This is a genomic window from Nocardia sp. NBC_01730, assembly GCF_035920445.1.
Classification (GTDB): Bacteria; Actinomycetota; Actinomycetes; order Mycobacteriales; family Mycobacteriaceae; genus Nocardia.
Genome location: NZ_CP109162.1, coordinates 4,171,997 through 4,193,442, shown reverse-complemented (window position 1 = coordinate 4,193,442; position 21,446 = coordinate 4,171,997). Strand labels below are relative to the sequence as shown.

18 protein-coding genes are annotated in these 21,446 nt (G+C 65.8%); 5 read left to right on the top strand and 13 right to left on the bottom strand.

Annotated elements, in window-relative coordinates:
• Nucleotides 1–5: 5 nt before the first annotated feature.
• The 3 genes from OHB12_RS16660 to OHB12_RS16650 are packed head-to-tail and all read right to left on the bottom strand — an operon-like array spanning nucleotide 6 to nucleotide 3,221.
• On the bottom strand, nucleotides 6–1,352 hold the full coding sequence (locus OHB12_RS16660) for a vWA domain-containing protein (RefSeq protein ID WP_327120567.1): 1,347 nt from the start codon (nucleotides 1,350–1,352) through the stop codon (nucleotides 6–8).
• 40 nt (nucleotides 1,353–1,392) lie between these two features.
• Nucleotides 1,393–2,769, bottom strand: a complete 1,377-nt coding sequence (locus OHB12_RS16655) for a hypothetical protein (protein WP_327120565.1) — start codon at nucleotides 2,767–2,769, stop codon at nucleotides 1,393–1,395.
• Nucleotides 2,769–3,221: a hypothetical protein gene (locus OHB12_RS16650; protein ID WP_327120563.1), complete on the bottom strand. Its 453-nt coding sequence runs from the start codon at nucleotides 3,219–3,221 to the stop codon at nucleotides 2,769–2,771. The genes OHB12_RS16655 and OHB12_RS16650 overlap by 1 nt, the downstream gene beginning before the upstream one ends.
• Before the next feature lie 649 nt (nucleotides 3,222–3,870).
• Between OHB12_RS16650 and OHB12_RS16645 the strand changes: the two genes are divergently transcribed.
• Entirely contained in the window at nucleotides 3,871–4,377 is a 507-nt protein-coding gene (locus OHB12_RS16645) for a hypothetical protein (protein ID WP_327120561.1), read from the top strand.
• Here the strand turns inward: OHB12_RS16645 and OHB12_RS16640 are convergent.
• Nucleotides 4,319–5,449: an FAD-dependent monooxygenase gene (locus tag OHB12_RS16640; protein ID WP_327120559.1), complete on the bottom strand. Its 1,131-nt coding sequence runs from the start codon at nucleotides 5,447–5,449 to the stop codon at nucleotides 4,319–4,321. The two genes, OHB12_RS16645 and OHB12_RS16640, sit on opposite strands and share 59 nt — an antisense overlap.
• Before the next feature lie 126 nt (nucleotides 5,450–5,575).
• Nucleotides 5,576–6,625 carry an AraC family transcriptional regulator gene (locus OHB12_RS16635; protein WP_327121173.1) on the bottom strand — a complete coding sequence of 350 codons (1,050 nt, stop codon included), beginning with the start codon at nucleotides 6,623–6,625 and terminating at the stop codon, nucleotides 5,576–5,578.
• Here OHB12_RS16635 and OHB12_RS36325 point away from each other — a divergent pair.
• Complete coding sequence (locus OHB12_RS36325; protein WP_442800051.1) at nucleotides 6,604–7,413, top strand: phytanoyl-CoA dioxygenase family protein; 810 nt, start codon at nucleotides 6,604–6,606, stop codon at nucleotides 7,411–7,413. The two genes, OHB12_RS16635 and OHB12_RS36325, sit on opposite strands and share 22 nt — an antisense overlap.
• 3 nt (nucleotides 7,414–7,416) lie before the next feature.
• Here OHB12_RS36325 and OHB12_RS16625 read toward each other — a convergent pair whose 3' ends face one another.
• Nucleotides 7,417–8,508 carry a TOTE conflict system archaeo-eukaryotic primase domain-containing protein gene (locus OHB12_RS16625; protein ID WP_442800102.1) on the bottom strand — a complete coding sequence of 364 codons (1,092 nt, stop codon included), beginning with the start codon at nucleotides 8,506–8,508 and terminating at the stop codon, nucleotides 7,417–7,419.
• A 39-nt stretch (nucleotides 8,509–8,547) separates the two neighbouring features.
• Nucleotides 8,548–8,745 (bottom strand): hypothetical protein, encoded by a 198-nt coding sequence (locus OHB12_RS16620; RefSeq protein WP_327120553.1) that lies wholly within the window; start codon nucleotides 8,743–8,745, stop codon nucleotides 8,548–8,550.
• A gap of 333 nt (nucleotides 8,746–9,078) precedes the next feature.
• Here OHB12_RS16620 and OHB12_RS16615 point away from each other — a divergent pair, with 333 nt between their 5' ends.
• Both OHB12_RS16615 and OHB12_RS16610 read left to right on the top strand, forming a co-directional pair.
• Complete coding sequence (locus tag OHB12_RS16615) at nucleotides 9,079–9,417, top strand: hypothetical protein (RefSeq protein WP_327120551.1); 339 nt, start codon at nucleotides 9,079–9,081, stop codon at nucleotides 9,415–9,417.
• Nucleotides 9,414–10,589 (top strand): hypothetical protein, encoded by a 1,176-nt coding sequence (locus OHB12_RS16610; protein ID WP_327120549.1) that lies wholly within the window; start codon nucleotides 9,414–9,416, stop codon nucleotides 10,587–10,589. Before OHB12_RS16615 ends, OHB12_RS16610 begins: the two co-directional genes overlap by 4 nt.
• 431 nt (nucleotides 10,590–11,020) lie before the next feature.
• On the opposite strand, the gene OHB12_RS16605 is transcribed toward OHB12_RS16610, so the two are convergent.
• The 6 genes from OHB12_RS16605 to OHB12_RS16580 form a co-directional block, all read right to left on the bottom strand.
• Nucleotides 11,021–12,229, bottom strand: coding sequence for an FAD-dependent monooxygenase (locus OHB12_RS16605; protein WP_327120547.1), 1,209 nt, complete (start codon nucleotides 12,227–12,229; stop codon nucleotides 11,021–11,023).
• A 159-nt stretch (nucleotides 12,230–12,388) separates the two neighbouring features.
• Nucleotides 12,389–12,616, bottom strand: coding sequence for a hypothetical protein (locus tag OHB12_RS16600; RefSeq protein WP_327120545.1), 228 nt, complete (start codon nucleotides 12,614–12,616; stop codon nucleotides 12,389–12,391).
• A gap of 635 nt (nucleotides 12,617–13,251) precedes the next feature.
• Nucleotides 13,252–13,731, bottom strand: a complete 480-nt coding sequence (locus OHB12_RS16595) for a DUF5994 family protein (RefSeq protein ID WP_327120543.1) — start codon at nucleotides 13,729–13,731, stop codon at nucleotides 13,252–13,254.
• Nucleotides 13,728–14,081: a DUF5994 family protein gene (locus OHB12_RS16590; RefSeq protein WP_327120541.1), complete on the bottom strand. Its 354-nt coding sequence runs from the start codon at nucleotides 14,079–14,081 to the stop codon at nucleotides 13,728–13,730. The genes OHB12_RS16595 and OHB12_RS16590 overlap by 4 nt, the downstream gene beginning before the upstream one ends.
• A 1,115-nt stretch (nucleotides 14,082–15,196) precedes the next feature.
• Nucleotides 15,197–17,065, bottom strand: coding sequence for an IPT/TIG domain-containing protein (locus OHB12_RS16585; RefSeq protein WP_327120539.1), 1,869 nt, complete (start codon nucleotides 17,063–17,065; stop codon nucleotides 15,197–15,199).
• 671 nt (nucleotides 17,066–17,736) lie between these two features.
• Nucleotides 17,737–20,562: an ATP-binding protein gene (locus OHB12_RS16580; protein WP_327120537.1), complete on the bottom strand. Its 2,826-nt coding sequence runs from the start codon at nucleotides 20,560–20,562 to the stop codon at nucleotides 17,737–17,739.
• Between the two features lie 246 nt (nucleotides 20,563–20,808).
• Here OHB12_RS16580 and OHB12_RS16575 point away from each other — a divergent pair, with 246 nt between their 5' ends.
• Nucleotides 20,809–21,408, top strand: a complete 600-nt coding sequence (locus tag OHB12_RS16575; RefSeq protein ID WP_327120535.1) for a glyoxalase — start codon at nucleotides 20,809–20,811, stop codon at nucleotides 21,406–21,408.
• The last annotated feature ends 38 nt before the right edge of the window (nucleotides 21,409–21,446 follow it).

Below are 21,446 nucleotides of genomic sequence, written 5' to 3'. Positions count from 1 at the left end.
GTCTCCTAGTCGAGAAAGTTCTTGAGTTCGTGCACGAGCTTCTGGATGCGTCCGGAAATAACCGGGGTGCCAAGGTTTTTGAACCGTTCACGGAACCACGGGTTGACGCTCTGGTGGCCGGAGCTGTTCACCGAGCCGACCGGGATGAGCTTCACCCCGGAGCGGTGCACCGCCTCCATGGCCTCGAACAACGGCTGGGAGCGGTCGAACTCGTAGAAGTCCGAAATCCACACCAGCACGGTGTTCTTCGGGTCGGTGATCTTGGGCTGGGCCATGGCCATGGCGACCGGGCCGTCGTTGCCGCCACCGAGATTGGTCCGCAACAGCACCTCGAACGGGTCGTGCACCCACGGGGTGAGATCCAGGGCGCGGGTGTCGTAGGCGATGAGATGCACATCCACCTTGGGCAGGCCCGCGAAGATCGACGCCAGAATGGTGCAGTTCACCATGGAGTCGACCATGGAACCGGACTGGTCCACCACCACGATCATGCGGGCGGGGACGGTGCGCTTGGCGGTCTGGCGGTAGTAGAGCCGGTCGACGTAGAGACGCTCGTCCTGGGGGTTCCAGTTGGGCAGGTTCTTCCAGATGGTCCGGTCCACGTCCAGGTTGCGCAGGATGCGCTTGGGCGGGACCGAGCGGTCGACGGTGCCGACGCTGGTCTGCTGCACCTGGGTGCGCAGGACTGCGGCGACCTCGTCGATGTAGCGGCGGATGAGGCTTTTGGCATTGGCCAGGGCCACGCCGGACAGATTGTGCTTGTCGCGCAACAGCTGTTCGATGAGCGACATGCTCGGGGTGAGCTGGGCGGCCAGGTGCGGATCGGCCAGCACTTCGCGCAGCCGCATGCGGGACACCAGTTCGCCTTCCAGACCGGTGAGTACGCCTTGCACGGCGCCGGCCTGCTCCTCACCCAGGCAGCGGCGCAGCCAAGTGGCATCGGACTGCCAGCCCGCCAGCTGGGCGGCGCTGACCTGGCCGGAGCCGGTGGCGAAAACGTTCAGCAGCAGCTTGGAAACCAGTGCGGCGGTGTGGACATCGGCCGCGCCGATGGGCCGGGGCGAATCGACCGCGGCCTCGTTCTCGGCTCCGGAATCCACGGTCTCGGCTGTGGAGTCGACGGTCTCGGAGAAGTCGAGGCTTTCGAACTGCGCCTTCATCTCCGGATAGCGTTGCACCACATTGTCGATGGAAATGCCCGGATCGAGCACGGCCAGCGGCAACCCCAGATCGTCGACGATGCCCGCGCTCGCCTGTTCCAGTGTCGGTTGCTGATCCCCGGTGAAGACACCGGCCAGGAGACGCCAGTACAGGATCTGGCGTCGCGTCTCGTGATTCGGCCCACCCGTCACCCGACCGCCACCCCCATGGAATCGCTTCGCGATGCTGTAGTCATTTGCGCAGCAACCGTCCCGCGCGTTCACGCAACACCGCCACGGCATCGCCCGACTTGGCCTGTGCCTTGGCGACTTTCGGATCGGTCGGGCCGAGCGCCCAGTCACCGTTGTGGAAGGCGGTGAGTGCGCTCTTGACCTTGCGCCGGACGGCCAGCGGTCGCACCGACCAGCCGCCGGCATCCCAGCGCAGCAGTCCGATCATAGTGTTGGAGGCGCTCACCCCGGCCGGAGTGAGTGGACCGGCGGATGGCAGCGCGTCCAGTTCCACCCGAATTCGCTGCTCGCCCAATTCCATTGCACCGTCGCGGAACCGGTACCCCTCGAGCAGAACCGGCTCGGCGATGTGCACCGGATCGCTATCCAGCGGCGCGAGGGCCGGGGCCTGCGCCTGCGGCAGCTGCACGGTGGCGGTGACGAACGGATCGGCGGCCTCCCCGGCCTTCGCCTGATCGTCATCCCACAGCAGGTCACCGGTCGCCGTCAGCGGCATGTCGGTGAGCTCCAGCGCGCGTTGCTCGGCCAGCGCGGTGAGCAACTGCCGATGCGCGCCCAGCAATTGCCAAACCGCCGGTCCCACAATGGTGTCCACCTTGGCCGCGGCCACCGATACCCGCACCCGACGGGTCGGTGCGCCCGCGACCTCCAGCACGCCGTGCACCTGGGCCTGTACCGCGGTCCCATGCTCGTGTAGGTCCACTCCCAGCGGCAGCAGCCGACCCGAAACCGACTCGGTCACAGCGAATTCCGCGCCGCGCCAGGACAGCAGCAGGGCGCGCGTCCACAGATCGGCCCAGCGTCGCGCGGGCACCCGGTCCATGGTGGCGATCGGCGCGGAGGCGCCCAGTTCGGCGGTGAAGCCGTCCAGCAGCATCGCCAGCCGTCGCAGCGCGGGGTCCGCCAGGAGCGACTCCACGGTTTGATCGGCGGCCGCCACCAGGTCGTGGTCCACGCCGCGCCATCCGGCGATGGCCAGTTCGCCCAGCCAGGCGCGGGAACCCGCCGCGAGCGGGCTTGGGGCGGCGGCATTCGGCGTGGCCGTCCACTCAGATCGATTGCGGCCCAGTGCCGTATCGGCCTGCTCGACCAGTGCGTCGTGCACCGCGCCCAGCAGGGCGGCACGGGCGGCGGCTAGCGCCGACAGCTCATCCGTGCCGATCGCCCCCGTGCTCACCTTCGACACCGCCGTCGCCACCGCCTCGGCCAGTGGCGAACCCGCCACGGCTCCGGCCAGCGCCGCCAGTGCCGCGCTCTGCGGTTCGGAAACCCGGGCGAGGCCGTTGACCAGCGCGGTATCGAAGTGGCCCACCGCGTCCAGGGCCGCCGCGACGCCGTCGGGCGTAACCGCCAGCGCGGCCAGTTGTACAGCCTGCATCAGCGACCCACCCCCGCCGGGAACCAGTGCAGTTCCGGGATCGGCGTCGCGCTACCCGGCAGTTCCAGGTAGGTCAGATGCCGCAGGAACCGGCTGAACACCACGGCGGCCGGAGCCGGGTCGCGAGTTCCATTGAGGCAGTTAGCGAGTGGGGTGCCCTCGGGGACCTCGACACGCAGGAACCGCGCCACCCGGTCCTGCCCGTACTGGAGCACCGCTTCTGCGATGAGTGCGTCCAGATGCTTGCAGACCCACCCCTGGCTCAACCCGCCGCACGGCCGGTTGTTATTGGTGCTACAGCTCAGCCCATGCGTCCCCGCGGTCACCGACGCCACATACACGCGTGAAATATCGGAGCCACTCGACACCACGCCCTGGAGGCGTCCGTCGGCCAGCTCCACGAACGGCACCTTGTTCAGTTTACGCGGTGCGACGGCGGGTAAAACCCGCACGACAGAAGCGCTTTCCCATGCCGGTTCATCCGGCGTGGCACTCGGATTCGAGGCCATCGTTCTCCCTCCCGGTCGATCACGATGCGCCCAAGATATGTGACGGCACCGACAAAGTGCCGTCCCAGCCTCGAATCGGCTGGTGAAGAACACTTCCGCGCCAGCAGCTATCTACTGCTCTTGCAGGCGCATTCGCATCTGGTGCAGCTACTCGGCGCTGCGCGCACGTTGCGCCCGCGCGCCTTTCGTGCGTGAGGTGTTTCCGAGCACCGAGCACCGAGCACCGAGCACCGAGCACCGAGCACCGAGCACCGAGCACCGAGCACCGAGCACCGAGGATCGAGCACCGAGGATCGAGGATCGAGGATCGAGGATCGAGGATCGAGGATCGAGGATCGAGGATCGAGGATCGAGGATCGTCAGACCTCGGTCGCGCATCGCCGCTCACATGACGTAAGGTTGTGGCACTATTCAGTAGTTTGGTCCTCCCGAGACATCTTGTAGCCGCATATCGCGCTGTCGGAAGACGACGCGGTCTGGCGCAGGCCATCCCGTGATGTTGGTCGCTGTGCGGATCGGAATAGCGCACATAGGGCCCTTGATTGGGGAGGACTATGTCCGCACCGCCCGGGGCGCGCACCCGAATGTGACTGTGGATAAGAAAGTCTCGAATCTGCAGGATGCTGCGATCGTGGTCGGCACCGCAGCCAAACGGGTGCACGTCGCCGAGAGGCCCTGGCCGTGGGCGATCGTCGATGAGGCATATCAGATGCGGTCGGACATGCTGCTGCGCGTCGCACCGCGCTTCGACCAGGCGTTGATGGTCGGGGATCCGGGCCACCTCGAAGTCGCCGCTGGCACTGGATGGGCGCTGCACGAACTCCCCGCCCGGCACACGATGCGCACCGATAGCCAAGCCGTAGAGGCGATCACCGAGATCGCGGTCCGCCTCCTGGAACGGGGCGCGGACCTGGCACGCCGAGCTGGTCGGGGCGCGGCTCATATCTGCCCAAAATTCGGCGAGTTCTACGGGACCCGGAGATGTGTCATGGGGAAACGGTTGTTGGTGACCGGCTCTCGGTCTTGGGAGGACCGGCAGGTCATCCAGGATGCACTGGCCGAGGTTTGGTCGCAATCGTTGGTGGCCGCCAGCGGGTGATCAGCAGCTTCGTGCCCAGATTGCCGGCCCGGATGGCCAGTCGGTTCGGCACCAGGGCGGCTGTAGCGTCCCTGGCGACGTCCACGAACCTGGACGTGGGTTCGGTGACCAGGGTCGCACGCCCCGACAGCCAGCTGATGAGGGCGACCCGGCACCGCCGGGCCTTGGAATAGGCGGCTAGATCAGGTGCATAGGCGGCGAGGGTGACGGCGTCCTCGATCGTCATCCCGGCACCTTGCCCGAGCGTGGGATGCATCCCGTGCGCGGCGTCGCCGATGAGCGCCACCCGACCACGTGCCAGCGACTTGGGGACGCGGATCTCGAGTAGCTCGTTCTCGAGAACCCGCTTCGGGTCCGCTGCCGCCACCATGGCCGGCACGGGTTCGGGCCAGTCCTTGAAATGGTCGAGACCGTCGACACCGGAGTGAGTGCCCGCGAAGGCGTAGATCCGGTTGCCCGCCATCGGCAGGATGCCGAACTCGGCCCTATACCCCAACACCAGGCCCACCCACTCCGGCGGCGGAGCGTCGACGATCCATCGCCAGCCGGTGATCCCCGTGTGCCGGACCGCGCCCGCCTCCGGCCAGACTTGGCAGCGGGTGAGACTGTGGATTCCGTCGGCCGCGACCACGAGGTCGAATTGCGTAGTGCCCTCTGTGGTTTCGATGTCTCCGGACGCGTCGACGCGGATAACCCTGGAACCGGGACGCAGGCACTCCGACGGGAGCGCGTCGACCAGGACAGCGATGAGATCGGCGCGATGGACCACCACGAGATCGTCGCCACCGATTACGTCATTCACGCGGCCGCACACCAGTTCGCGCCCGCGCCGGCTACGGAGCCCGCCGATGTGGTCCGCCATGGCCTCAGCCCGGATGGGTTCGCCCACCCCGATCAGATCGAGGGCGGCTAGCACGTTCGAGGTCAGCATGATCCCGGCTTCGACCTCGGTGAACTCGGCGGCTCGCTCGTAGACCGTCACCTCCCAGCCCGCCGCTCGCAACGCGATCGCCGCGGTGAGCCCGCCGATTCCGCCGCCGACTATCCCTGCGCGCCTAGAATTTTCAACCAATTTCCCCACCTACGACGATGACATGACCGTGGATGCCGGCACCCACCATATTCGACGCTAGCTCGAGAGTCGGGGGTCGAGGAGCTGGATAGACGGGTCATCTGTGACGCCGCTTGCAGACGAACTTCAACACCGCCTGTCATCTGAGGATGTTGGTGCAGACGAATTCTGACACCACGGCGGCTCGATGGTGACAGGTTGCGGCGCAACGTTCTGTGTGCTTGGTCCAAGGCCCAGAACCTGCTTCGGACGCAAGGTGGACGGAGTGCGACCTGTTTCGTGGCGGAAAACTCGGTAGAACTGGGCGTAGCTGCCGAAGCCGGCTGCGAGGGCGGCCGTCAATGCTGTGGTGCGTTCGCCGTTGCCGTAGCCGAGCAGGAATCGATGCAGCCGTTGCTGGATGCGATAGCGGCTGAGCGAGATGCCGATCTGGGCTTTGAACAGGCGGCTCAGGTGCGTGGCACTGAGGCCCGCACTGCGGGCCAGCTCGGCCAGATCGCCCGCATTAGGGTCGGTCTGCAATACCCGGACAACCGTGCGGATGCCGGGATGGACATCCTCGCTGTCGACGACATCGTTGCTGTCGAGAAACGCCCGCCAGGCCACCATCAGCAAGTAGGCCAAACCGGTGTTGGCCAGGGCGCGATCGCGAGGCTCGGCCGCGCGCACCTCACTGAACAAGGTTTGCAGGCGACGGGTATATGCCGTGCTGAGGTGGCGTGAGTACGGCTCGACCGGATCGTCTTGCACCAGTGGTTGTATGTGTGGTGCGGTCGCGATGCGGGCGACCAGTTGAGGTCTGAAGACCGCCCACCACAGCTCGTGGTCGGCCGATTGATCGACCAGAATGTGTTCCTGGCCCGGGAACAGCCAGGTCAGCGTGCCTGGGGTGAGTGCGTAGCGACGCTCACCCAGCAGGTAGGTGGCAGTGCCGCGTACGACCAGGTTAACCTCCAACTCGGCGTGGCGATGGGCACGAACACGAACATCGCCGGCGACGTGACGCACCGCTCGACCGTCTAGGCCGACCGGCAACTTCAGATCCTCGATCACGCAAAAAATGATAAATCCTTGCCGAGCCGCGAGAAGACCAGCGTGGCTGTAGTCGCCGACACTGTGATGACGCCGATTTCGCCGACAACGAGAGAACACCAGTGAACGCCTCGAACAACGCATCTTCACCGGTCACAGCAGAGCACACCCGTCGATTCCGTGATGACGGATTCTTCGTCCTTGAGAACGCCGTTGGTCCGCACGATCTGCAAGCTCTTCGCGATGAATGCCAACGCTTGGTCGATGAACGCGACGCAGAAATGGATCGGTTCGGCGTCGACAGGCTGGACCTCGATCATCGTGGTCGCCGCTACTTCGTCCACGCCTACGACCGCAGCGCCGCCATCCGACAGTTTCTGGTCTGCGACCTCATGGTCCAGATCGCGCAAGCGACACTGGGCGAGACCGCGTACCTGTTCAACGAGCAATACGTTATCAAGGCTGCCGAGCGGGGCATGAAGTTCGGTTGGCACCAGGACTCTGGCTTCATCGACTACCGCCACACTCCCTATCTCACATGTTGGATCCCCCTCGATGACGTCACCGAAGCCAACGGCACCGTATATCTGCTGCCCTACTCCCGGGCAGGAACACATGACGTCGTTCCACACGTGCAGGACATGGAAACTGGGGACAGGATCGGTTACTTCGGCGATGACCGAGGTGACCCTGTGATCGCGCCGGCAGGCAGCATCGTCTGCTTCTCTAGTACCGTCCTGCATCGCAGCGGCCCCAACACAGCCGATCGGATGCGCCGCGTATACCTGGCCCAATACTCGCCCGAGCCGATCCTCACCGCCGACGGGACCGGACCGCGACACTTGGCCCAACCCCTTCCGATCGGATCGACAGCCGCCGCACCACCTGACCGGCGGCTCGCCCTTCGCGACGATCCCACGTCCGACTGCTGATTTCTACAATCGGAAGCATCCCAACCGGCACTCGTCGACGACGATGAATCCGTATCTGTCGGTCAGTTCCTCGATGTTGGTTCTGCGGGCGAGTGTGGGGAGTAAGGCTACATCGATGACGCCGGTGGTTTTGGACCTGCCGCCGCCGATCTGCCCGCATTTCACGCCGAGGTGTTCGGAGATCCGGGCGCGCCATTGATCGGCGGGTGCTTTGCGGTCGACAATGATCAGAGTCGAGGTGGACTTGGCCTGGATGGCTGCGCAGGCGATGCCGGTCTTGCCGGTCCCAGGTGGTGCGACGATGATCGAGGCGTCAGCGGTGACGATGGCACGCAGCGCGTGTTGTTGTTCCGGGCGAAGTTCGGCTGAGCAGTTGAACGTCTGGGCTGTGCCGTCGATGCGGGTGTCGTCGATATGCAGGGTGCTGCTGGCGGATTCGATCAGTATGGTCAGCAGTGGCAGCAGTCCACGAGGCAGGATCAGGTCTCCGTCGAGTGTTTCGTCGTAGCTTCGCAGGAATCGTGGTGTGTCCCAGGTGCTTCGGCGTGCCCGCTGGCGGGCGAAGAACTCCGGGTTCGCGATGGAGGCCGCGTGCTTGACCGCGGAGATCATCGCCGGACCCAAATCGGTGGCCGTCAACTGGATGCGGGCACCGAACGACGCTCGCACGACCGCTGCTGGTCTGGGCATGGTCTTCGACGAGGTCGGCAGGTGCAGGCGGCGCACGTCGTAGCCGAGTTCGGGTTGCGGCAGCGAGTTGGCCAGCGCACCGACTTGTTTCGGGGACAGTCGCGGGATGCTGGACAGGTATGCGCACTGGTCCTCGAACGGTTCGAGGGTTGCGGGGTCCAGGAACACGGTTGTGCCATGCTGGCGGCGGGCTCCGGCCAGTGGCGCGGCAATGAGGTTGCCAACTCCGCGTCCAGTATGGGTGTCCTGAGACGGGAACAGCCGGTCGTAGCTGGAAAGGCTCATGCGGCCGCGCAACCCGATTGCCTCGGCGAGCAAGGCTGTGGCGATGTGTCGGGCCGACGCCGCGGGTGTGGCTTGGGCGAAGAAGATCCACACGTGGGCGCCTCGGCCGGACTGGGATATTTCGAGCGCGGCCGGAATGTCTCTGGCGCGCGCGGCTTTTCAGGTACGCCAATGCGTCCAGCATGGCGGTGTCTTTGTCGCCTCAGGAGTCGCCTGCATGTCGACAGGCGTCTCCGCGGCGGTCTGGTCGGGCGTCGCGGCACGTGCCTGTTCCTCGGTCAGCCGGAGCAGATGCCGCAGCCGGGCGTTCCATGCACGCAAGGAATCCAGTTCCTCGGGGAATCTCTCCACAGGCATACAGTGTGCACGGCGACACGGCTTCGATGGCGCGTGTAACCAGATGGCAGGAGCCGGCTCGGACCAGTGACGATTTTCTGCCGCGTCGCGACCGGTTCAGCTCACGCCGGCTGTAGCACTTACATGTGTTCTGGAGACAGGAGTTGGAGGCGCAGCAGCACAGTGTGTCCCGTGGGCTTCGCGCGCCGTCGCCACTTCCTGGGCAGTTGCGAATATGACGGGTCCGGGGGTCGCTGATGCGCCACATCGTGTTCGGGAGGGTGCCGGATCGCCGACTGATGACGGCATGACCATGACTATCCTCGCCGGGATGCTGAACACATATGGATGGGGATGTCGATGACACTTGCGGGCCGCTGGGGCATCGTGGCGATGGATCTGTGGGATCGCGAGGCCATCGATCTTGTCGAGCCTGGATTCCTGGAGTTCCACTCCGACGGGACGGGTGAGTTCGGATTCATCGCGGTGCGGGGGTGGATGGATTGCCGCATCGGGACCCGTGACGGTCGTGAGTGCGTGGAGTTCAGTTGGGAAGGTAACGACGAGGGGGATCCGGTCAGTGGTCGCGGCTGGGCGGTCCTGGCCGAACCCGACATGCTGCGCGGGCACCTGTTCTTCCATCTCGGTGATGACTCCGGTTTCGCCGCACGGCGATTCGAGGCGCAGTCGTGAGTGAGTACCAGTACTACGAGTTCGTTGCCGTCGATCGGCCGTTGGACGACCGCCAGCAGGCGGAGGTGCGAGCCCTGTCCACCCGGGCGCGGATCACCGCGACGAGTTTCGTCAACGAATACCACTGGGGGAGTTTCCGGGGTAGTACACGTCGGATGGTCGAACGCTACTATGACGCCCACTTGTACCTGGCCAACTGGGGGACTCGCCAGGTGATGTTCCGGCTGCCGCGCACACTGCTCGATCTCGAGGTAGCAGAACAGTACTGCGTGGGCGACGGTGTCACCGCCGAAACATCCGGCAGGAACATCATTCTCAGCTTCTCGAGCGAGGACGAGTCCGGCGACTGGGCCGATGACGTGGAGACTTCGTTGTCGGCCATTGTCGGGGTACGCGCCGACCTTGCCGCCGGAGACCTCCGCCCCTTGTATTTGGCTTGGTTGGCCGGGTACGGGACGTGGGAACGTGACGAATGGGCATTCGACCGCGATCACGACGATGAACTCGAGCCGCCGGTGCCGCCGGGACTACACACACTCACCGCTCCCCAGCAGGCGATGGCCGACTTTCTGCGCCTCGACCGCGACCTGCTGTGCGTCGCGGCGTCGGCGAGCCCCGATCTCGATGCGGTGGCCGATGATCCGCGTGCGCTCGCCGCATGGATCGCCGACCTTGGTGTGGCCGAGAAGAATCGGCTGCTGTTGCGCGTCGCCCGTGACGATGCGGCGGGTGTCCACCTGGAACTTCTGCGGCGGTTCCGTGACTCCGCGGCGACTGCACCCGGCGAGGTGCCGCAGCGTACTGTCGCTGATCTGCTCGACGGAGCGGCCCGGCATCGGAGCGAGCGGGAACGCCGCGCAGCTGCCGTCCGGGCCGAACAGCACGCTCGGCTCGAGGCACAGCGGGCACGCCAACGCGAACAGCGACTCGACGAACTCGCCCGCGACCAGGACGGTGCCTGGCAACGAATGGAAGCAATGGTCGCGACCAAGAAACCCGGCCAGTACGACGCGGCGATCGAACTGCTCACCGACTTGCGCGCCATCGCCGAACGGGAAGGCCGAACAGATGCCTTCGCACGACAAGCGAGAGCATTGCGCGAACGACACACCAGCAAGCCGGCCTTCATCAGACGTCTGTCCACCGTCGGCATCGGGGTGGGTCCGGGCTGACACGCGCGGTGGGGTCGAATATCGAGGCGCTCGAACTCAAACGCGGTCGCCCGCCCCATCCGATGGAGCACAGCCGAGGTCGACGCCGCAACGACAGTCCTTGTCAGCACCTATTGCCTATGCGACCTGGATCATCGACCATCGGCAGTCCGACAACGATCGACATACTTCGACTCCGCGAGGTTCGAGTGTTGGACAGACGGCCATCGCGGCAACGAGCCTTCCTGCGAATGCGGTCCCTCGGATTCGTGCTCGAAACCGGAACCTTCTCGAGAATTCAGCAGCGGTACTTGGCCATCGCCGCGCCTCTTCGCGCCGATGATGCGACAAAGCCCCGTCCGGTGCCGGTGCGTCCTGCGATGCTGCGCCCGGGATCGGCAAGGAGGGTGGTCCGGGGATCGGTTGTGACCTGGTGTTTTTCTTTGCCGTCATCAGATTGTGTCGTTTCTGGTGTCGCCTGCCAGGGTCCCCCTAGCAGCCGTCATTACCGAGGGCAGTGCCATCGCGAGTTCCCCCCGTCGGGCAGCCCGCCACCACCGCTGTCCGGAGTCGATGGCACGCCGGATGTTGCGCACAGTGGGTACCTGTGTGAGCAGGTGTAGCTGATATCGCCACGGCATCTGTAGCCCGTGCCGAGCCGCCATCGCATAGGCGAACTGCACGGCGCTGCGGTCGAGATACCGGTCGGCGTGTTCGAACCAGACCATGCTGGTACGGGCGGCGGCCTGTATCGGGCGCAGTGCAGCGCGCCGCTGCGCATCGTAGTTCTCCAGCGCGTTGTCGACGCCGTCGTCCTCGTACAGGTTCTGTGCGAGCACGACGGCGTCGACGATTGCCAACCGGGTGCCCGAACCGATGGTGAAGTGCGTCGTGTGCGCTGCATCGCCGAGCAGCACCACGTTGTCGTGATACCAGGTCTTGTTGGTTACCTCAGGAAAGCGGCTCCACCTTGCGAACTCGCCTCGTGACTTGCTGATCAACGAGTGACCGTCGAGAAGGCGCGTGAATATGTTCTCCAGAACACGCAAGTTCTCCAGGTTGTCTAGGGAATCGAATCCCAGTCCATGCCAAGTCAGCGGTTGGCACTCAACGATGCAGGTGCTGATTTTTTCGGCAACCGACGGGTAGGCGTGGAACCAGATCCAACCGGCCGAGGTGTGTTCGAAGGCGAAGGTAAATCGGGTGAAGACCTTGTCCGTACCGAGCCAGATATATCGATTCTCGCCGAGTGTGACGGACGTGCCGAAATGATGATTGCCCAGCTGCCGTACCCGGCTGTTCGCGCCGTCGGAGGCGACGATGAGATCGGTGTCGTCGAAGCCGGACAGATCGTGGACCTCTCGCCCGTGCTGGACATCGACGCCCAGGTCGCTCGCCCGTCGGGAAAGTACGTCGAGCAATGCCGCGCGCCCCATGCTGAAACCGTAGCCCCCGAAATGTGCGGTCTGGTCGTCGCGCACATGGATTGCCTGTTCACGCCATAGGACCGACCCGGCACGCACCGCCTGGGCGCTGTCGGGGTCATTTCGATACAGAATGTCGAGCAGGTCGTCCCAATACACGACGCCCCAGCCATAGGTGGACCCGGGGGGATCGCGGTCGATCACCGTGATGTCATGGCCCGGGTCGCGCCGTTTCATCGAAATAGCGAAGTACAACCCGGCCGGCCCGCCACCGATACACACAATCTTCATCTGGTCACCAGCTCCAGCCCGGTTGGTCGAACCTGGCTTCGCATGATCGGTACTCGATGCAACCGAGCCCGGCACGCTGTGCGTGTCCGGGCTCGGTCACCGGCGCTAGAAGCTGCCCCAGCCACCCCAGCCGGGTGGGTTCCACCAATTCCACCAGCCGGGATTCCATCCCCAGCCGCCGCCGTGACCCCAGCCGCCGCCGTGACCCCAGCCGCCGCCGTGACCCCAGCCGCCGCCGTGACCCCAGCCGCCGCCGTGACCCCAGCCGCCGCCGTGACCCCAGCCGCCGCCGTGACCCCCACCAGGTTTGTCGACGAGTTGGGTTGCAGACATGGGCGTCGTTGCGTGCGCGGTAGGGGCTTGCGCCGCGGCTGCGACAACCGGAATCGCAGCAACTGCGGCTATACCGGCGGCGGCCGCCAACCGGGCGAACTTCGTGCGTGAATTCTTTCTCTCGATCATGATAGGGCTCCAGATACTGTCCCGACCTGCTCGAATTCTACGCGGTTCCGCCGAACTCTGGAAGTCGCCGCGATGACCCATCTATAATCCCGCCACATTCCCCACCGTTGCCTCGATGAGGGCTTGGACCGATAGCGAAGACCCCCGCCCGGGGTGAGGAGACCGGGCGGGTCGGGTGTCCCCAACGAACGCCGTTGGGTTCTTCTTCGCTCGTCGAGGGCGAGCCCTACCGGCAACGGCAGAAGCCGCGCCGCGGCAAACCGGCCCATCCCAGCGGCTCGGATTGACCAACCACCCGATTGTCGGCCACCATCAGCACACGGCCCGCGACCGGACGCAACCCGGTCCCATGCTGGCAGGCGACACCCGGTGGATGACCAGCCGGGGCACGCGGTGCCACCCCTCGTGGCCGACATCGAGCAGCCAGGGGTCATCGACGGGTACGCGGCCACGTTCTGGGAATGGTTGCCCGGTGCAGGCGGAAGCTGGACTACTGCGGACCTAGTTCATGATTGTGGCTGGTCCGCGATTGCGCTTACGGCATTGCGCATCTGCGCGTCGGCGCGGTCTGCGGTGGTGGCGGGGTCGATCACCAACAGTCGAAGGCGCCGATCGTGCGGGCCGAAGACATACATCACCTGGGGTGGCTGGTCCGGAAGCGGGCCGGCGACCTCGATCCCATCGGGAGGGTCGATGCCACGTTGGGACAGGCTCAGCGAATTCCAATCGAAGGTGATCCGGGCGGTCGCGCCCAATCGCGTGGTGAGGGCGGTGATCAGGTCGTGCAGTTCGGTGGTGAGATTGTCGGTTCTGGGCCACCAGGCGCCGTCGACGCCGCCGGAGTGTTCGTCACGGTCGCGCAGCAGCAGCCGCGGTGTGCGGGTCGGCCGGTCGAATGGTTGCCCACCACCGGCAGTGGCCTGGAATCGGCCCAGGCCGCGGTCGGCGGCGGCACCGCCCCTGTCCTGCGGCGGGTTCTGTGTCATATCAGACCTCCAGCGGGGCGGGTGCGGTCAAGGCCCAGGACACAGAGTGTGGTGGGCAGATGCCGGTATCCGTCCAGGCGAACCGAACGCCCGCCGATCATCGTGCGCCTCGGCGCCGGCTGCCAGGCGTCAACGTTGTACATGACTCGGTCGACGCTGCCTGCCCGCCGGGCCAGCATCGCCTCCAGATCGGCCAGTTCGGCGACCAAGTCGGTCGCGCGGGGCCACCAGGCGCCGTCCACCGCCCCGCGGCGGGGTGCTTGCGGTGTCGGTAACCGACGTGATGCCGGTGGGGCGCCGCTACGGAGGGCGAAGCGTGAAGAGCGGTCCAGCTCGTGTTGTAGCGTCATCACGACGCTCCTGACCGGGACCGCATGGCGGCCCTTGTGCATTCGCCGGTGACGACGAGACCACGGATGGTCTCGTACGAAAAGCCCCCGACACCCTCATCCTACCCGCCGGGTACACACCGGCCCGCTGTGCGCGCATGCACAGTGACCTGCGGCATTGCATGAGACCGCCCCAGGTGATGAATGTCTTCTGCCCGCACGATCGGCGCAGTCGAGTCTCGACACCGGGGAAGACCCGGTGTTGACTGGAGAAGGTACGCACTCCCAGGCCTTACGCCGCGGCCGCCTCGCCCGCCGCGAACTGAAACAATCCCGCCGCGAGACCACCAGACATGACGACATCCGGCCTGTCGCACCTACCTGGTTCCGGCTCTTCGCTGGTGTTGCGACTGGAGAAATGGATGCCGAATGTAGCGATTCGGCGGACTCGCGCGCAGCCGAGCCTGCGGCAGGTGAACACGACATCTGGATCAGTTCGGCCGTTGGCGCGCCTTTGGCGGACTGTTTGAAATGCTTGTCAGCCGCAAGGATCTGCCCGTAGGTCTGTCCGTTGACTCGCATGGGCACCCATCTGCTCCATTTCGTGAACGGGATCTTCTTCTTGACCTGAACGTAGTAGGCGTTCTCGTCGGCGTGCGCCCGCGCGAATACCGTCTCTCCACCCCAAGGGGCCGGGAACATTCTTCCCCGCTCCGGCTCCTGTGGCCCTCGGCCCCTTGTGAACTGGCTGTACTCGTGGCTCGCGGATCCGAGTCCGGCACGAGTGAAAATCCATGGGTTCTTTACGTCTATGAGCTGCGACGGAAATGCACTCCAACAACTTTCTTGTCGGGGCCGAGGATCGGCAGGCTGCGGACTTGGTCGGATGTGAAGGTACCCAGCACTGGCCACCACCCCTCCACCTCGACCTGGTGTTTGTGTATTGCGGCCGTGGCAACCGCGACGCACGGTGCTCCGTGCGGAGCACGTCCCATCAGGGGTTCATTCTGGATGTCGCACCCGATCTCCACCGTGGAAAAGAGCGGGAAGACTAGCGGCTACCCACACCCGATACGGCCCTGTCCGCGCGCCGAAGGCGCGCGGACAGGGTCTAAATCCTTTCGGTGGATCGGGGCTCAGGGTGCCGTGATGGTGTTGGTGTCCAGGGTGACCGCGCCGTTGAGGGCCAGGACGTCCCCGTTTGCGGTGGTGCCGGTTGTCACCGTGACCGAGGTGAAAGCAAGTATGTTCCCGGCGAAGTTGGTGTTCGCGCCCAGTGTGGCCGAGCTACCGACTTGCCAGAACACGTTGCTTGCGGTGGCACCGTTGATGAGGTTCACCACACTGTTCGCCCCGGTGATCAGTGTCGTCCCGGCCTGGAAGATGAACACCGCGTTCGGGTTGCCTTGCCCGTCCAGGGTGACGGTGCCGTTGAGGCCGATCCCGCCAACTGCCTTGTACACCCCGGAGGTCAGGGTTTGTCCCGCCAGATCGGCGACCACGAAAGCGGTGGGCGTCCGGCCCACCGCGTCGATGTAGGCAGCCTGCAAATCGGTGTGTGCCTGCGCCGCGACCGCGTCCCCGGCATGGATCGCTCCGTTGGTCACCGTTCCCGGCGGGAATCCTGTCACTGCGGTGCCAGGGCTGACACCCAGGTCACCGGAGATGGCCGTGGCTCCGGTATTGGTGACTGTCGCGGCACCCAGCACCGCGAACGACGAGGCCGTGCCTAAATTGACCGGCGCCAGACCCGAAACGTAGGTGTAGGCGACACCGTTGCTGGTTCCGCCGGGGGTGGTGACGGTGACCAGTACCGTCCCAGCTGCATGAGCTGGGGTGAGGACGGTGATCTGGGTGTCGGAGTTGACGGTGAACAGGGTTGCCGGTGTCCCACCGAAACTCACTGCGGTGGCTCCGGTCAGGCCGGTCCCAGTGAGCACAACCACTGCCCCACCGGTCACCGGTCCCACGTTCGGCACCACTGTGAGCAGGATGGGCACCGCGATGTAGGTGAACGCGACACCGTTACTCGTTCCGCCGGGGGTGGTGACGGTGACCAGTACCGTCCCAGCTGCATGGGCTGGGGTGAGGACGGTGATCTGGGTGTCGGAGTTGACGGTGAACAGGGTCGCCGGTGTCCCACCGAAACTCACTGCGGTGGCTCCGGTCAGGCCTGTCCCGGTGAGCACAACCACTGTCCCACCGCTTGGCGGCCCTGAGCTCGGAGCGATGCCAGTGAGGGTGGGCACCGCGATGTAGGTGAACGCGACACCGTTACTCGTTCCGCCGGGGGTGGTGACGGTGACCAGTACCGTCCCAGCTGCATGGGCTGGGGTGAGGACGGTGATCTGGGTGTCGGAGTTGACGGTGAACAGGGTCGCCGGTGTCCCACCGAAACTCACTGCGGTGGCTCCGGTCAGGCCTGTCCCGGTGAGCACAACCACTGTCCCACCGCTTGGCGGCCCTGAGCTCGGAGCGATGCCAGTGAGGGTGGGCGCCGCGATGTAGGTGAACGCGACACCGTTACTGGTGCCACCCGCAGTGGTGACCGTGACCGACACCGTCCCAGCTGAATGGGCAGGCGTCACCGCCGTGATCTGCGTCGACGAGTTGACCGTGAACGAGGTTGCTGGTGTCCCACCGAAACTCACTGCGGTGGCTCCGGTCAAGTTCGTCCCGGTGAGTACGACCGTCGTCCCACCGGCCGCCGGCCCCGAAGCCGGACTGATGCTGGTCAAGGTAGGAACAATCGCACCATAGGTGTAGGGCAGCGGGTTGCTCGTGCCGTCCAGCAGTGCCTGTACGGTGACGTTCACCGTGCCGGTTCCAGGCGGGACGATGGCCGTGATCTGGGTATTGGAGTCGATGGTGAATGTCGTTGCCGTCGTACCGAACCGGACAGCCAAGGGACCGACATTGGCGAACCCGGAGCCGGTGATGACTACAGAGTTGAAACCCGCTGGAGGGCCGAAAGAGGGTGTCAGCGAGGTGATAACAGGTGCCATTTTTTTGCCTTCTGATCAGTGAACGTGAGAAGGGTTCTCCCGCAGCGGCACAGGCCTGGCTGTTTGTTACGCCGCCTATACCCAGTAATCCTCCAGCGGCGGCACTTTGGCAATGAATCCCTGATCCGTTTCCATATAGTCGTTGTCCGTTTTCGGGTTCGGCCGATAGCTATTGGGACGCTGGACACCGGGCGTGACCTTGTCGCCCGGTTTCGATAGGCGCCGCAGTCCAGTTCGGGTGCCTGGGACTTGTTCGCGAATTCCGGTGCCGGTTGTTCGCGAATTCCGGCGTCAGTTGTTCGCGAATTACGGTGTCGTTGTTCGCAAATTCTGGTGTCGGATGATCGCGGATTTAGGCATCGGTTGGGCTAGGTGCTTTCCGATCCCGGTCGCGAAAATTGACATCACCTGAGCGAGGACCTGCCACCACAACGGTGTCGAAATTTGCGATCACAAAAATCCCGAAGTGATGTCGAGATTCACGACAAACTGCTGCCCAGATTCGAGATCAGAACCAGGTCCGGTAAGAACCGTGTCATCTGGTACATGAAGCGCAAACTGCCTGGTAGCGGTGGTGGCGGGTGTAGCTTGCCGCGTGATTAGAGGGCTTGACAAGGATGAGCTGATCGATCGCTGGACGCTTGTCGGTGAGGAGTACGCGCTCATGCCGATTACCGGATGTTGCTCCGGGAGGCACGGTGTCGGCTCTCGCCGACCATCGGGGTGAGGCCGAGGTCGGCGAGCGCGGCGGCCCCGCGGGAGGCATGCTCGCCGCCTGCGAGCACCCTGGTCCGCGCCGACTGGTAGCGGCAGCCGGCGGTGTCGAACGCAGCGACCGTGGCGAGCAGTCGCTGTTGATCGCCTGCGAGCAGTGCTTCGGCTCGATCCACGATGGCGCCGGCGAGGGGGTTGCCGGCCACGATTGTCCGGGCTTCGGCAAGGCGGTCGCCGGCGTCCGAGCCTCCGGCGATCACACCGGCTTCGGCGCGTAGCGCCACGTACCAGTGGAGCCAGGTCCAGGTGACCCATCGCCACACCTCGCCGGGCTCCGGCGCCATCCGCTGCAGCGCCTGTCCCGCCTGCCCATGGTGGAGCATGGTCAGCGCGTCGAAGACCGCGCCGTAGCCATGAGTACGCCACGGGGAGGTGTCGATTCTGTCCAGGACGGCCCTCCATTCGCTGCGAGCGACGTGGCGGTCGCGGAGGTTGTGGATCATCGCCACCCCGGCGACCGCAGGACCGAGGGTGGTGCGGGCGGGGCTGCCGGCCCGTTGCCACGCGTCGAGGAACCGGACGCTGTGGGTGAGTACCTCGTCGACGTTGCCCGCCAGTGCGTCGGTCACCAGCAGCCAGCTGGTGGCACGGTGCCCGACCTCGGCCAGTAACGGATGGTTCGCCAGTTGCCTGGCCCAGCGGCGGGCGCTCGGCAGGTCCCCCGTGCCGAGGCCGGCCTCGGTGGCTTCGCCGAGCGCTTCGATCAGCTCGTGGGTGTCGGCCGGGGTGTCGGGTGTGGTCGCCAGCAGTGCCATCCGGCGTTGCGCTGTGGCCGCGGCGGCGAACGTGTCACCGGCCCAGCTGTGGGCGCCGGCGAGCGTGTCGAGTGCGGCGGACTCGGCCAGCGGGTCGCCCGTGCGGTGAGCGAGTTCGACCGCCCGTTCGGCACACGCGATTGTCTCCGGTACGGCGTTGCCGGATGCGTGCTGGGCGGTGAGGGCATCGGTGAGCGCCCGTCCGGCGTCGGCCAGCGCCACGGCGGCCAGGGCGGCCGGGTCGTCTCCGGCCAGTTGCCGGGCCTCGGTGACGAGTTCGACCGCCTCCGCGGGTGGCAGGGGTCGCGCGAACTTGCTCGAGAACCGGTAGGCGTTGGCGGCGGCGGTGGCCAGGTCGCGGGCGGCCCCTGCGGTGTCGCCGGACCGGTCGGCGGCCACTGCGGCCGCGCGGTGGAGGCGGTACATGTCGTCGCCCCGCATCCGGCATCCGGCCGTGGCAGCGGCGTGCCGCAGCATCGTGGCGGTGGCGGCCGGGTCGTCCGTGAGCGCAGCCGCCTGCTCGTAGCGCATCTGGGACTCACCGATCAGGTTTCGGGTGAAGCACATGTCCGCCAGGTTCCGGGCGAGATGGTAGGCCTCCGCACTCTGCTCCGGCCGGTCGGCCGCCCACGCCATCGCGGCACGCAAGTCGTCGGCAACCGCGGCGAATCGTGCCCGCCAGTCCGCTCGCACCACCGCCAGGTCGGCAGCCTCCGCCAGGCACCAACGCAAGTGCCGGGCCTGGACGTCGTCCAGCTCACCGGCCTGGGCGAGCCGCTCCGCCCCGTATTGACGGATGGTTTCCAGCGCCCGGTATTCCGTCCCGCTCGGACGCGCCGTCACCACTAGCAGGCTCTGCTCGGCCAGCCGGGCCAATCCATCGGCGACAACGCCTTTCTCGAACGCGGCCACCTGTGCGGCCGCCTCGATGGTGAACGACCTCATGAACACCGACACCCGGCGCAGCAGCACCCGATCGTCCGGCTCCAGCAGATCGTGGCTCCAGTCCAGCGCAGCCCGCACCGAACGGTGCCGATCCTCGGCGCGCGAGCCGCCGGCGAGCATCCGGAGCTGGTCGGACAGGCCGGCGGTGAGGCCGTCCAGCCCGAGTGTGGTCCAGCGGGCGGCGGCCAGCTCGATCGCCAGCGCCACTCCATCCAGCCGATCGCAGAACGCGGCGACTTGGTCACGCAGTGCATGATTCGGCGGCCATCCGCCGGCCGCTGCGCGATCCATGAACAACGCGACCGCCTCCGATGCGCCATCACCGGTCAACGACATCGGTGGGACGGTGTACACCCGTTCGAACGGCACCATCAGCCGGGCTCGGCTGGTCGCCAGCACCGTCACGCCAGGGCATGCCGCGAGCAGCCGTTCGATGAAAGGCGCCACCCCATCCCGCACGTGCTCGCAGTTGTCCAGCACCAGCAAGGCACGCCGGTCGGCCAGCGCAGCCAGCACCGCCTCGTCCATGCCACGGCCGGGCAGCTCGCCGAGGCCGAGTGCGAGGGCGACCGTGCCGGCGACCATGCATCTGTCCGGACTGGTGATCGGCACCAGGTCGACGAACCACACCCCGTCTGGGTGCTTGACTGCAATCTCCACGGCGACGGCCAATGAGAGCCGGGTCTTGCCCACTCCGCCCGGGCCGACCGCGGTCACCTGCCGATGCTTCTCGAGCATCTCGGTCAGTTCCGCTCGCTCCCGCGTACGGCCGATGAACGAGGTCAGCGGAGTCGGCAGGACCGGCACCGGGTGCGACCGATCGGCGTGACCCGAATTCGACGCGCGCTGGGCAAGTGCCCGCCGATCCGGAACCTCCAGCTTGCGCAGCAGCGAGGAGACGTGACTTTCCACCGTGCGCACTGAGATGAACAGCCGCGTACCGATCTCGGCGTTGCTCAGATGCTCCCCCACCAGCGCCAGCACCTCGGCTTCCCGCGCCGAGATCTCCACTGTCGCCGCCATGGTGCCCATTCTGCCGTATTCGCCTCGTAATCCAACTCCGCGGTCTGTTCCGTAGCGGGCCGTAGGCGATCCGTGCCCACGATCAGTGGACGCTTCCGTGGTCGGCACGGATGTGAGTCGGGCCGCCGGAGGAGAAGCTGTAAACATCCGGTTCGTCCCAGAAAACGGACGCCGGGGCCGACATTATCCACGACCTCTGGAGTGATTATGAAAAGCTCTCCCGCTTTCGAGTCAGTCATCCTCGAAATGCCCGATCCCGCAGCCGGCGAGGCCTTCTACGCCGCCGCATTCGGGCTCGGCGACAAGGTGCGCATGCGCGCCTCGGCGGCGCCGACGACCGGATTCCGTGGCTTCATCCTGTCGCTCGTCGTATCGCAGCCGAGCGCCGTCGACAGCCTCATCGGCACAGCTGTCGACGCAGGCGCGACGACGTTGAAGCAGGCCAAGAAGAGCTTTTGGGGATACGGCGGCGTCGTCCAGGCTCCGGACGGGGCGATCTGGAAGATCGCGACATCGAACAAGAAGGACACCGGCCCCGCCACCCGTGAGGTCGACGATTTCGTGGTGCTCCTCGGAGTCGGCAACGTCAAGACGACCAAGCAGTTCTACCTCGACCACGGCCTGACCGTGGCGAAGAGCTTCGGCAGCAAGTACGTCGAGTTCGACGCCGCGTCGTCATCGGTCAAGCTCGCGCTCTATAGCCGCCGTGCCGCCGCCAAGGACGCTGGCGTCCCAGCCGAGGGCACCGGATCGCATCGGATCACCTTCGGCGGCGGTATCGAACCCTGCGCCGACCCGGACGGGTTCGTGTGGGAAAACGTCCCCAGCCTGAGCCGGTCGGTCTGACGCCTCGACCGCTACCGCCGACCTCCGGTCCGTCCCAG